Source organism: Brevibacillus parabrevis (genome assembly GCF_003710905.1).
In the GTDB taxonomy this organism is placed as follows: Bacteria; Bacillota; Bacilli; order Brevibacillales; family Brevibacillaceae; genus Brevibacillus; species Brevibacillus parabrevis.
Map to the genome: position 1 here is coordinate 1 of NZ_RHHV01000006.1, position 13,557 is coordinate 13,557.

Consider the following 13,557-nt stretch of genomic DNA (forward strand, 5'->3'; position numbering starts at 1 on the left):
GCCGTTACTTTCAACGGCTTGCTTTGCGCTGGAAGCAATTGGATGGAACTTGGGACTGCTACCAACTGGTTGGGCGTGATCACTCGTACACTTGCTACTGGTGTCGTCTGATTTTGTGTCGTGCCGTCTCCCAGTTGTCCTTTGTCGTTTCGACCCCATGCCCACACGATTCCGTCTTCCTTGACTATCAGGACGTGATCACTACCCGTTGACAACCTCCGTACCTTGCTACCTGGTTCCGTTCCTTCGATTACTTTCACCGCCACGCTCCGCTGCTTGCCGGAAAATGCTGCGGTAAGCGTCGCCGTTCCTGCTTTTTTAGCTGTCAGCAAACCGCCCGTACTTACGGATGCGATGGACGGGTCATCGACAGTGTACTGAGCCTTGTCGGTAATGTCGGACTCTGTTCCATCTGCGTGTACAGCCTTGACGATGAGCTGTTTCGTCGCATGTTCCAGTAAGGTAATGGCTTCCGAAACGATCTTGATGTCCATAACCGCGTTCTCCGCCGTGACGACAACGGGTACGTTGACGCTCACGCCTTCATACGTCACAGTGAGGCTCGTACTTCCTGCCTGGACAGCGGTGACGAGTCCGTCAGGCTGGACGGTTGCTGTGGCTGGATCTTGCGACAAGTACGTAACTTGTTTGGATACGTCTGCCGTTTTGCCGTCTTTATAGGTGGCCGTTACTTGCAAGGTTTGCGTTTTGCCTACCAAAAGATCCAGTTGGGCAGGGGTTACGGTCAGGCTCTGGACGGGCTCCCGGGCTTCTGTGATTTGAACGGGCACAGAGACGGTTTTGCCGCCAAACGTAATCGTAATCGTCGTGGAGCCTACTGCCACTCCCGTAATCAATCCAGTCGCTGAAACCGTGGCAATCGCGGGTTGGGCGATTTGGTAGGTGGCTTGGCTGGTCACATCGGTCACCTTGTTATCGCTATACGTTGCTTTGACTTCCAGTTGCTGAGCCGCACCCTTTCTCATGTTGACGGACTCTGGACGAACGGCGAGCGTCTGCAAGCTGACGACACTTCCCGTGACCGGAATCGAGATGCTCTTTCCGCCATATTGGACCGTAATTTGCGCCGTGCCTTCCGCCAGTGCTGTAACTACACCGCTGCTACTTACGGAAGCAATCGTGGCGTTGCTGCTGGTGTACGTGGCCTTTTGGGAAACATTTTCTTCCGTGCCATCTTTGTAGGTTGCCGTCACTTGCAACGTCTGCGTCTTGCCTACCAAAAGCTCCAGTTTAACAGGCGTGACGGTCAGACTCTGCACCGGCTCCTGAGCTTCTGTGACCTGTACAGGCACAGAGACGGTTTTACCGCCAAAAGATACGGTAACTGTCGTGGAGCCAACGGCCGCTCCTGTTATCAAGCCAGTCGCTGAAACTGTGGCAATCACGGGTTGGGCGACTTGGTACGAAGCTTGGCTGGTCACATCGGTCACCTTGTTATCGCTATACGTTGCTTTGACTTCCAGTTGCTGAGTCGCCCCTTTTTTCATGCTGATGGACTCCGGACGAACCGAGATGGTCTGCAAGGTGACGACCGTTCCTGTCACCGTGACGGGAACGGAAAGGCTTTTCGCTCCGTAGGTGACCTGGATGGTTGTCGTTCCGGCGGCAGTTGCCACCACGCCTCCCATGCCATCGACCGAGGCAATCGCAGGGTTGCCGCTGGTGTATTGGGCTTTGGCCGAAACGTTTTCCTCGACTCCGTTGGAATACTGTGCGTAGATGCTCAGTTGTCCCTTGTTTCCGGCTGCCAGCGAAAGCTGCGCGAGACTGGCTTTCAGCCCCAGCAAGTAGGCTCCCTGCACCGTTACTTGAGCGGAAGCGCTTTTGCCGTTATAGGAAGCGGTAATCGTCGCGGTTCCCGGGGCGATCCCGGTCACGACGCCCTGGCTACTCACCTGCGCCACCGATGGACTGGAGGAAGAAAAGCTGGCGACGCTGTTGATGTCTTTGCTGCTGCCATCGGTGTAGTAGGCGGTGGCGTACACGCGCTGGATTTGTCCTTCTGCCAGGGTCGTTTGCGCCGGGCTCAGGCTGATGGACGACAAAGAGATCGCCGGAGCGCTTACGGTAATCGTGAGTGTCTTCGTTTGTCCGCCGTAGTACAGCCGTGCCTGGGTGGTCCCGCCGTTGACGGCGTAGACGCGCCCGTTGCTGATGTACGCCACGGATGGATTTTCCACGATGACCGTCACTTGTGAGGTGACGTCCACCTGACTGCCATTTTCCAGCGTTGCGGTTACCTGGATGGACGCCGAGCCGCCGGAGGACACATCCACTTTGTCTGAATCCAGCTTCAGCGCGGTTGCCTTTGGCTGAGGCGAAACGGCTTGCTTGACGCTTTTGAGCAGATTGCCGTTCTCATCGTGGGTGAAGGTGACGCTGTTGGCGCCGTTTTCCTTGATCGCCGTGATCCGGTTGTTGGCATCGTAGACGTATTCATACAGCGTGCCTCCTGCCAGTGGAGCAAAGACGGTAAACGACAGGCTAAGCGCAGTGGTGTCGTTGTTCGTCAGCCGGACGGTGTAGCTGCCGGATGCCAGCTCGTACACGGCCTCGGCCTCGCTTGGCTTTTGCTTCGGACTGACGAGCGTGCCGTTGGACAGCACAGCGACCGTCGGGTATTTGCTGCCTGGATTTTTCAGTTGGACCACGGTGCGGTAGGTTCCAGGGATCACTGCATTCATGGACAGCTCGACCGATTGCCCGGCTGGGATCGTGAGTTCCTTGGCCTGGTTGAACACAATCGCTTCTCCGCTCGCCTTGGCCAGGAGCGTCGCGTACAAGGAGCTGCGGGACTGGACGGACAGATAGTACGTTTTGCCTGCGACCAGCGCCGCGCTGACACTCCCGTTTTCACCGGAAGCGATTTGGTCCGGCGTTTGCAGAGACGCGCTGCGGAACACCGCGATTTTCCCTGCGGCGAGGGAACTGGAATCGTTGGTCAACGTAAACTGGTACGTGCCGCTCGTTTTGGCGGTGAGCTTGAAATATTTCGCTTGATCCGCCGGGTAGTACATGCGAATCGGGCTGTTTTCCTGCAACAGCGTGAAGTTTTCCTCCGCAGGCAGCGTCTCGACGGAAATCGAAGCCGGGTAGCTGCTGATTCCAGATGGGCTGTAGGCCCACAGCATGATCGTATAGGCGCGGCCTGGCTGGAGGCCGGAGAACGTATAGCTGGTGACGTTCCCTACATCTCGCGCCAGAGGATGGTTATCCAGGCGGATCTGGTAGGTGCTGGCTCCGGGGCTCGGGTTCCAGTACACCGTGATGGCGTTCTTGGTCGGCTCGGTCTTGACAATGACCGGCGCTCCCGGTTTCCGTTCGACGACCAGGACTCCGCTGTAAGAAGCGACATGTTTGCTTGCGCTGCGTACCTCCGTATTCGTATACGTACCTTCACCCAGCTCCTGGCCCAGCCAGCTCATACTCCAATAACCAGCTGAACCAGTCGTGGTCGTCGTTTTCCTGGCATACGTCGCCGGGTAAATCGTTCCTGTGAGCGTATCTCCTGCCTGCAAGCGGCTGTACGTGCCATCCAGGGTAAAGGTTTCCTTCAAGTCGATAATGCGCTTCTCTTTAGGGGTGTAGACCGCCAGATAAGGGAGGTGATCCACCAGACGAGCCGAGTAGACTTGCGGCTCCGACCAGGCTCCGCGGTTATCTTGGGCCTGCGCGGTCCAATAGATGGTCCGAAACAGCATGTCTTTGGTGATGGGAAATTGGTAGCGACTCGAGGTTCGCTTGGCCTGATTATCCTCGGGGAGGTTCTCCATTGTCTCTCCCACCTCATTCCCACCCGGCGTCCAGCCGACCCGAAGTTTCCGTGCCACCAGCTTGTCTGTAGCATCCTTTTCCACAATCGAGTAGGTGATAAGTCCGGTGTTTCCTGAGTAAATGACATCAAATTCCGTGCTCTCCATGATGGGCGCCGTATTCCCGTACAAAATCTTGAAATTCCGTTTGATCGTGGAGCCTTCTACGTACGACGGCACACCGCTAATGTTCAAAACGGTACGCAGCCGCGCTTCCACCGTAGCGTTTTTCGTAATCATGGATGTGTCCATCTCATACGAACGGGTTTTGGCAGACAGCTTCTCCTTGATCGTCGGCGTGAGTTGTCCCGATTGCGTAATATAAATCGTCAATTCCTGACTCGTTATTTTGTCCCCATACACACTGAATGGATAGTCTGGCGAGTAATCCCAGGTGAATACGATGCGATCTCCCAAATGAAACTCGGTGTTGTTCGCGGGGCTCTTCCAGGTTGCCTCGATATAGACCGGGTCTTTTTCCTTGGCCTGCGCGCGCATATCCAGGGTGAAGTCCACCTGCTGCACGGGAGACAGGCCCTGCTTCTGATCGGTGGCCCAGACTTTCAGGGAGTATACGTCGTCTGGCTTCAGGTCTTGCACCGGAGCATGGTACAAAAAGGCGGAGGCGTTTTCTGACGCCAGGAACGAAGCGATCTGGTGCACTTCCCCTTCGTCGATTTGATACCAGAGGCTGACGCGATCCCCGATGTTCGGGTCCATGACCCAACCGGAAAGGGTGATCACATCCTGTCCGTTCACCTGATCGATGACTTTTCCCGTAACGGGAGTGGTGACGTACACACGCGGCGCGGCGTTATCCGGGATGTTCGTGGAGAGATAGTCAATCTCCGGGGTCCATTTGAATGAATCCCCCACCTCGGTTTCTTTTGCCTGCGCTTGGAAATACAGCTTGTCTCCTGCCTCAACTTCCAGCTCTTGCGCTAGCTCCACCCCAATCTGATCGTTGAACGCAATGGACTGCCAGCCTGCCGACGGCCAGATTTGGGTATCGTTTTTCAAAAGGCGGAGGTTAACGCCGTCTCCTTCGTTTCCTTCGAGCATGGACGCCCAGCCGCCGACGTGAATCTTCCCGGAACGCGGCGCTTCCCAGCGAATGACCGGATCGGAGCCGCCGATGTGCATCCACGTATTCCCGATGATCGTCTCGCCTTGCGGGCTTTTCCACTGCTCGCTTTCCTGGTTCCACACCAGTTCGGTGTAGCGCTCTTCCTTGGCCTCCAGGTAGGACCAGTTGTGTTTGCCCTGTTCCTTGGAAAATTGCAGCCAGTAGCGATTTTCTTCGGTGATCGCCTCGACAATCGTTACCGTTCTCTCCAGGTTGGTTTGTTTTCCGTCTTTTTCGGTAACCCGTACGGTCAGCTTGTGCGTTCCCTTTGGCTGCTCCTCTGCACGCAGCCTATAGGAAAAGCCTGGCTTCGCGCCTTGGCTGCCCGGGTACGTGCGCAGCACATCGGGGCGCTCGGTGCCGTACAGCGCCTCGCCCAAAACGGTTTCGTCCAGCAGCACCTCGATTTTGTCCAACTCGCCCTCAGGGAGGAACCAACCCGTGACGAGATAGTTGCCGCTGATGACTTCGTTGTCTGACGGCGTGTCGATTTCTCCACCGTGGCTCGGTCCGTCTCCTTGGACCTGCACCGGATACGTCTGCACGATTCCGGCATACGATACGCGCAGATGCGTGTTTCCTGGCATCAGGCCCGTGATCAAGCCAGTCGACGCCTCGATTTTGGCGAGGGCCGGGTTCTCAAACGCGTACGTCGCTTCGGCCGTGACGTCTTTTGTGCTGTTGTCCCGGTGAGTGGCGGTCAGTTGGAAGGTCACGGTCTTGTCTTTTTCCAATGCGATCGAGGTGAGATTGGCGGTCAGTTTGGCAACGGGACCAATGACCACGTCTCTTTCCAGCACGAGGCTTTCCTGTCCCGTCTGATTCGTGGCGCGGATAGTCAGCTTGTGCGTGCCTTCGGCGAACGGAAGCGTGTCCCATTGGTAGCGGAACCCGGCGTTTGCCTGGCGGTAATGCGGATACAGCGCCGCAATATCCGGGCGAGGCTCGCCGTATTCGGCGGTGCCCACAGCTTGTCCATCCACGAGCACCTCGACTTTGGCAATGCCAGACGGATCGAGCAGCCAGCCTTGGACGGTGGTCACGCCGCCGATGACAGCGCGGTCAAATGGCAGCTCTAATTGCCCTTTTGGCTGCGTGGACCCGGCTTCTGTCTCCGTCACGGTGACGGGGATGGTGACAGATTGCCCGCCGTAGCTTGCGACTACGTTGGTCTGGCCGACTTGCAGCCCCGTTACCACACCGAGAGGGCTGATGTGGATGATCTCAGCCTTTTCTGCCGTGTACTGTGCTTCTCCTGTGATCTCTTTGGTCGTTTGCTCCGTCAGTAGCGCGGAGATGGTCAGCTTTTTGCTGGAATCTTTCGGCAAGGTGACGGTTGGCTCTTGTGGCTGCAAACGAAGGATCGGGGGTTGTTTCCCGATGACAAAACGTTTTTCTGGCAACGGATGCGATTTGCCTTCTCCGTCGATGGCCACCACGGCAACGGTATGCTCCCCGGCTGGCAGGTCGGATCCCTCCAGCGTCAGGCTAAAACCGGCGTGGCTGTTCGCATAATCCGGGTACAGCAAGGCGATATCAGGGCGAGCGATGCCTGCTTTTGCTTCGCCTTTCTTCGTTCCGTCTACGAGAACATCGTAACGCGTAATAGGTGTCGTCGCTAAAAACCATCCGGCAATCGTGCTTGTGCCCTCGATGACAGCTCCCTGGACGGGCGTCTCCAATTCGCCCATTGCGGACAGTGGCCCGGCTTCCGTGACGGTGATGGGGATCGAGAGGCTCTGCTGTCCGTAGGTAATGGTCAAGTTTGCCGTGCCAGGTGTAATGGCGGTGACGAGGCCATCTGTGTTTACTTTCGCTACTAACGCATTATCCACTATATAGCGAGCTAACTTGGTGACGTCATGCTCACTCTGATCTTCCAAGATCGCCTTGATCACGAGTAGATGCGTTTTTCCCTCTGCGAGGCTCAGTTCAGTGCGGTCTGCCCGCAAGCTTTTCGCTGGCAAAAGCGGAACGACGTGGATCTTTCTTTCTCCAAGCATCGTCTGCGTCCCGTCTTGGCCCGTTCCGCGTACGGAAAGCGTATGCGTTCCTTCCTGGAGCTTGCCCGTATCGAGATCGAATTGATAGCCGATATCGTGATTCGGCGAGGAGACATCCGTGATCTCTACTTCTGGACGGGGTATGCCGTAGGCGGCTTCCCCTTGGAGGATACCGTCTACCAGCACTTCCACCTTGGCGACTCCGCCCGAGTGGAAATACCAGCCCGTAATCGGGTACACGCCGCTAATGGTCGCGTTGTCCGGTGGGGTATCGATTCCGCCTTGGATGAAGCCTGCCGCTTCCCGTACCGTTACGGGAACGGTCAGCACATGCTCCTGGTAGTGGACGGTGATGGTCGTTTGTCCGGCTTCTAATCCCGTGACCATTCCGCTTGGCGAAATACTGGCCACATGCGGATGGTCTGCGGCATAGGTCGCTCCTGCGGTCACGTCTTTTGTCTCTTGATCGGAAAGGACAGCCGAAATGCGTAGCTGTTGCGTTTTCCCGCGAGCCACTTCTACTTTTTCAGGCGCAGCCGAGATGCTTGTCGTTGGCTGTTCTTGTTCAACTAGGATAGCTCGCTCCGCCAGCACATGTTCCGTGCCGTCGTTGCTGACAGCCGTTACTTTCAACACATGCGCCCCTTCTTGCCCAGCGCTTGTCTGGAAAAGGAACTGAAAACCTGCCGCCGGATTGCGGTAGTCCGGGTAAGCTGTTTCGATGTCGCGACGGGCAAGCCCGTACTGCGCATCCCCCAGCCGCGTTCCGTCCAGTTGCACTTCGATCTTCGCCACGCCTGCCGGGTCCAGATACCAGCCTTCCACCAGCACTTGACCCGCTACGGTGGCGTTGTTTGCCGGGCGCTCCACTTCCCCGCGCGCAGGGAGCGGCGTTTCTTCCTTGACTTGAACCTGTACCGGGATGACCAGCGTCTTATCTTCGTAGGTAACGGTAAGGTTTGCACTGCCGACTCCAACCGCTTGCACGACTCCCGTCTCACTCACGATAGCGACTCCCGGGTCAGAGGAAGTATAGCTGGCAAGCTGCGTCACGTCTTGGACCGAGCGATCCTCCAAAATCAGGGAGATTTTCAACGGATGGCTGTCGCCCGGAGCCAGCTCCAGCTTCTGGACATCCGCCTGCAAGCCCTCCGGCAACGGCGTTTCCCCGACATAAAAAGCTCGGCCCGCGATGGTCGTTTTCTCGCCAGCCGCATTTTCTATGATCACCGCCAGTGTATGCGCTCCGCTCGCTAGTGTTTGCGTGTCCAGTTGGAACGTAAACCCGGCGTTTGGATTGCCATACGCCGGATATTTCGCCGCGATATCCGGGCGTGGCTGACCGTACTGCGCTTCTCCTGCGTCAGCCCCATCCACTTGGATGCGAATGCTCGCCACTCCCGCAGAATCGAGATACCACCCTTTTCCATTCAACAGGCCGCTCGTCCATTCGCCATTTTCCGGACTATCCAGCCCTGCCAGTGGACGCAGCGGTTCCGGCGGGGTCACCGTAACGGAAATCTCGAAGTGATGTCCTTCCAACTCTCCCGTTACTTTGGTTTCGCCCGGCCCGACGCCGCTTACCACGCCCGCAGCACTTACCTTGGCAATGGCCTCATCCTGCACGGCATAGCTGACCCGCTTGGTCACGTCTTGCTCCGAATCATCTGTGCGCTTGGCTGTGACTTTGAGCGGCTGGCTTTCCCCCTGTGCCAGCTTGAGTTCTGAAACAGAAGGCAAAAGCGCTGCGATTTCCGCAGAACTTTCCCCTTGCCCCAGCGCCTTCTCCAAATGCACCAGCCCTTTGCCATAAAAACGGGACTCGCCCAGCGGCGTAGCGCTTTTCGTCAACAGATCGCGCAGCTCAGTGCTAGAAATGTTTCCTTTCGCCGACCAAATCACGGCCGCCGCCCCCGCTACGTGCGGAGCAGCGAGCGAAGTGCCGGACCTCGTCTGAAAATCTCCACCAGGCGCGGTACTCCGGATATCCACCCCTGGCGCCATGAGATCCAGCTCTTTTCCGACACTGGAAAAATCGGCGCGCTGGTCTTCCCGGTCAACCGCGCCGACCGAAATCGTTTCCGCATACTGAGCCGGGAACAGCTCGGTTTCTTCGCCCAAGCCCCGGTTGCCCGCCGTCGCAATGACCAAAATACCGTGCTCATTCGCCCGTTTGATCTGGTCGTGCAAGGCGCGGCTGTTCACATAACCGCCCGCGCTGATCGAGAGGATGTTCATCCGGTTTTGAATCGCCCATTCGATCCCCTGGATCATGCTGGAGTAGGTCCCGTGGCCTTTTTTGTCCAACACTTTAATCGCGTACAATTCCGCTTCCGGCGCGACGCCGACGATACCAAAATCGTTGTCCCGAGCGGCGATGACTCCCGCTACAGCCGTACCGTGGCCGTGCTGGTCGCCAAAATCGTCCTCCCCTTCGATGTAGGACACACCGCCCTTGATCTCCAAGTCAGGATGAGCGGAAATTCCCGTATCCAGCACCCCGATTTTGATGCGTTGCCCTTTGTACTGCTGGCTGTGCGCAGCGGCGGCGCCGATATGCTCGACGCCCCACGGCACTTGCTGGCTTTGGCTCGGCGAGAGACTTGCTTCCGCCAGCTCGGTTTCGCTGTCTTCTTCGATGTAGGCGACATTTTCGTCTTCCAGCATCGCTTGTTTCTCGCTTTCGGTCAGTTCGGCGACCACGATTTGTCCGGTGAGTGGCTCAACGGATGACCGCTGGATCGCCCTGACCTTGGCGCGTTCCTGTTTCTTGAAGCCGATCAGGTACGTCTTGCTGTCCGCACTCGCCGCCGCATGCACGGGAACGAGCTGCAAAAGCAGGAGCGACACCAGGAGGAACGCCTGGAACATACTGAATAAACGGATGAAGGCCTGGTTCATTCACGTGACTCCTTATCTAGGTTTGGTTTGTTAGTTGCGCTTGTGCATCAGCAGTCCAATGGCTCCCACTCCTTTTCGCCAATAGTTGGTTTAAATTGATAAAAAAGCAAAGATAGGAAAATATTCCTGTTGCATTCAGGCGAATTATATTATTTTTAAAAATTTGGTTCAACAGGAATTTACTTAAAAGGCGTTTTTTCGACATTAATAGAATTTTTTCGACAAAAACGACTTGTAGAAAATAACCCATAAAAAAAGAAACCCCGACTACCCACGGGGTTCCTCAACAAACCAGCCTGCAAAAAGACCGCTCTTTCCAACCGGAAATCTATCCAAACCAATCATTTCTCAATCCGGTAATACCGATCCCCTGTCTTCGGATTGTAGTAGACGCGGCGCTTTTCCTGCGAGACGGGGTCGATATTCACTTCGTTCGTCCACTCAAATCCGGGCGGGATTTCTTCTCCATGGTCTTCGTGCAGCCGCTTGTCCTTGATTTTTGACAAGATCAACAGAACGAGCAGGAGCACGACCTGAAAAATGAGGTAATAGACGAAAAAAATCATCCACTACACCTTTTCAACGACGACCGCTGTGCCGTACGCGACGACTTCGCCCATGTTGCCCATGCTTCCCGAGTCGTAGCGGAACATGACGACAGCGTTTGCTCCCATCGCGTTGGCGTTTTTGATCATGCGGTCGAGCGCCTGTTTGCGCGCATCTTCCAACAGAACGGTATATTCCTTGATTTCTCCGCCGACGACAGAACGCAGCCCAGCCATGATGTCTCCGCCGATTCCTCGCGCGCGAACGATCAGGCCGAATGTCGTTCCTTTCACTTCAACGATGCGATAACCTGGAATGTTTTCGGTTGTTACTACGAGCATTTGCTTCCCTACTTTCTGCTTTTTTTGAAAATCACATGCAGCACGATATCTGCGCTGAAATGACTGATGATGGCAGCTTCCAAGCCGTATTGCCAGAACAGGCAGCCAAACAGGATGCCCATGATGCCGTTCAAAAGCAGTGTCCACAGCGTGGCGACTTTGCCTTTTCCGTACGTCATGAAATTCGCCGGGAGGTGGGCGCAAGCAAAAGCGAGAGCCGCAACCCCAATGCCCAGCCAGTAGGCGGTGTCTGCAAGACCGAGCTTCTGTGCCAAAAATACGACGACCGTCATGACGCCGAGCCGCATGAGCACTTCTTCGCAGAACCCTCCGTAAAAAGACGAGAGGACACCGAGCAGCCGCGACGAGATCGGCTCTTTGCCTCTTTTCGCCATCATGTGCGGCTGGAAAAAGCAGTGGTCCAGCCATTTGACCACGAGTCCTACTGCGATGCCCGATCCAAGCGACACCGCCCAAAAGCTTTGCATGGAAAAAGGCAGCGCCGCCCCGGACGACCAGTGGTCGAGCACAAACAGCCGAAGCTCAGTTGCAGGCAGGAGCCACAAGCCTGCAGCAGTCGCGATAGCGAGAATGACGCAGGTCTGAATCATCGTCAGCGCAACCATGACAGGCACTGGCGGAACCTTGCTGTTGCTGGCAGGATGCATCTCTGCTTGCAGCTGCACTTGCTGGCGAATCGTTCTGAACTGAATCGGGATGATCCCTAGAGCGCACAAGACGCTGATCACCCAGATTAGCCAAAAGTGTTCCACAGCGACGCCCCCCACCTAGATTTCAGATCGTTCCAGCAAGTACCAGCCCATGAAGAAAAAGACGAAGTTGAGCGTCAAGACGCCTGCAAGCCCCGGCACAGCTGTAATGGCGGCTTCGGCAATTGTCGAGTTTTCCTGGATCATCATGATCGCGGCGTTTGTCAGTCCGCCCGGTGACACCATGTCCAAAAACTTGCCGAGAAACTGTGGCACGGTAAAAATCACGATGTTGAAAAGCAGCGAGGCCCCGCCAGCGCCGACAGCGTTGTTGAAAAAGCTGGAGGCGCAAATTGTCGTCGTTACGACAAGCAATAAGTTCGGTATGTAAATGAGCGTACCGAGCCACACGTGCGCCCAATCGAGTTGGCCGAAAAGCAGCTGCGTGTAGTATGCGGTGATCCCGATTCCGATCAGCATGCTGCCGATGGTCAAGGCGTAATAAGTGACGGCTTTGGCGAGGTAATACTTGGCCCGGCTGACTGGCTTGACGAATACCATGGAGGCGACCCCGGACGCTTTTTCTCCGGCAATCGTTCCCATCGCGACGAGAATCAGCACGAACGTGCCCAGCGAGCTGAATTTGCTGATCGCCGTCGAGAGCACTTCCGGAGCAGACGGGGTGGGGATATTGATGACCGTCCCTTTTGGCAGTCCCGTAGAATTGGCCAAAATTTCCGGCAGCATTTTCATCGTGATCGGCTGCGTGATCATCAAAGCGATAAACACGATCGGGACGATGAGAATTTTGTAGGTCTTCATCAATTCATGAAATTCTTTGCGGATCATCGGGTAGGAAGTCATCCGTTGTTCACCACCTTGAGGAAAATATCCTGAAGGGTCAATGCCGACAGGCGATAATACGCAAGCGTCCCGCCAGATTCCAGAACGATGTGCGGCAGACGAGCCTTGGCTTGCGGCATGTCATTGGCGAAAACCTTGTAAACGCCGCCATCCTGACTCCACTCTTTCACCCAGGCAAGCCCGTCCAGCACGTCCGCCAAATCGATGTCCTCCTGATCCAGCTTGAACTCGATCAACGGCTCTACATGGCTGGCCCGCAACTCTTCCAGACTGGATGACAAAAGCACCGTGCCGTCCTTGATGATCACGATATGATCGGCGATTCTCTCGACGTCATCCAGGATGTGTGTCGACATGAAGACCGTCATGTGCCGTTTCAGCTTTTCGATCAGGAGCAAGACGTCATGCCGCCCCATGGGGTCGAGAGCGGAAACGGGTTCGTCGAGGACGAGCAGCTTCGGGTTGTGGATCAGCGCCTGGGCAATTCCCAGACGCTGCTTCATTCCCCCGCTGTAGCCGCTGATCGGACGATTGCGCGCTTCATTAATTCCGCACAGTTCCAGCAGTTCATCCGTGCGCTGCGCAATCGTATGCTTGTCCAATCCGTACAGTTTGCCAACCCAGTGCATCCACTCCACTGCTGTCATGTAGTTGTAAAAGGCAGGAATTTGCGGGCAGTAGCCTACTTCACTGGTAACTTTGTTGCGTTCGGTTACGACGTCGTAGCCGACCACTTTCACTTTTCCGGCTGTCGGTGCAGCCAGGCCAGTCAAAACGCGAATCGTCGTCGTTTTCCCCGCGCCATTTCCCCCGAGGAACCCGATGCAGCCGATATTGTCGATGGAAAAAGTAACGTTCTTGAGCGCTTTATGGTCCTTGTATTCCTTGGTGAGGCCGTCGCATTCGATTACTCGCAAAGAAGGTCAACCCTTTCTTCGTTTCTTGGGCTAGTCTTTTCGGCCGACAAAGAAATACACAATAGGCCCCAACGTATTGATAAAGATGATGCCGAGCGCCCACGGCCATTTTTTTCCGCCCGCCACTCTCCCTGCATCGCGGCGAACAAGATCAATCAGGGCGATCACCATCAGGAGCAATTGAATCCCAATCAGCGGAGCGAGGAGCTGCATATCTACTTCCATGGATAAAACCTCCAAATTTTATAGTTATTTAAAGTTTACCATTAATTTCATTTTTTTCCACCCAACATCCTGTATCGAGATGTCGGGTGGA

At 55.7% G+C, this 13,557-nt stretch carries 7 protein-coding genes; all 7 read right to left on the reverse strand.

The genetic code is table 11. From position 1 onward, the window contains the following. Nucleotides 1-9,863: Ig-like domain-containing protein (locus EDM60_RS06710; protein WP_122963275.1), on the reverse strand; the 9,863-nt coding region annotated here is incomplete at its 3' end. Between the two features lie 341 nt (nt 9,864-10,204). Further along, complete coding sequence (locus EDM60_RS06720) at nt 10,205-10,429, reverse strand: hypothetical protein (RefSeq protein ID WP_063230999.1); 225 nt, start codon at nt 10,427-10,429, stop codon at nt 10,205-10,207. Nucleotides 10,430-10,432: 3 nt separating this feature from the next. Beyond that, complete coding sequence (locus EDM60_RS06725; RefSeq protein ID WP_122963277.1) at nt 10,433-10,750, reverse strand: heavy metal-binding domain-containing protein; 318 nt, start codon at nt 10,748-10,750, stop codon at nt 10,433-10,435. Nucleotides 10,751-10,758: 8 nt separating this feature from the next. Then, nucleotides 10,759-11,523, reverse strand: a complete 765-nt coding sequence (locus EDM60_RS06730) for a CPBP family intramembrane glutamic endopeptidase (RefSeq protein WP_122963278.1) — start codon at nt 11,521-11,523, stop codon at nt 10,759-10,761. Between the two features lie 15 nt (nt 11,524-11,538). Then, a complete protein-coding gene (locus EDM60_RS06735) occupies nt 11,539-12,324 on the reverse strand; it encodes an ABC transporter permease (protein ID WP_122963279.1) in 786 nt (261 codons plus the stop codon). Next, nucleotides 12,321-13,241: an ABC transporter ATP-binding protein gene (locus EDM60_RS06740; RefSeq protein WP_122963280.1), complete on the reverse strand. Its 921-nt coding sequence runs from the start codon at nt 13,239-13,241 to the stop codon at nt 12,321-12,323. The genes EDM60_RS06735 and EDM60_RS06740 overlap by 4 nt, the downstream gene beginning before the upstream one ends. Nucleotides 13,242-13,271: 30 nt before the next feature. Next, the gene (locus EDM60_RS06745; RefSeq protein WP_063231004.1) at nt 13,272-13,466 is read right to left on the reverse strand and encodes a PLD nuclease N-terminal domain-containing protein; all 195 of its coding nucleotides are present in this window, start codon (nt 13,464-13,466) and stop codon (nt 13,272-13,274) included. Nucleotides 13,467-13,557: the final 91 nt, after the last annotated feature.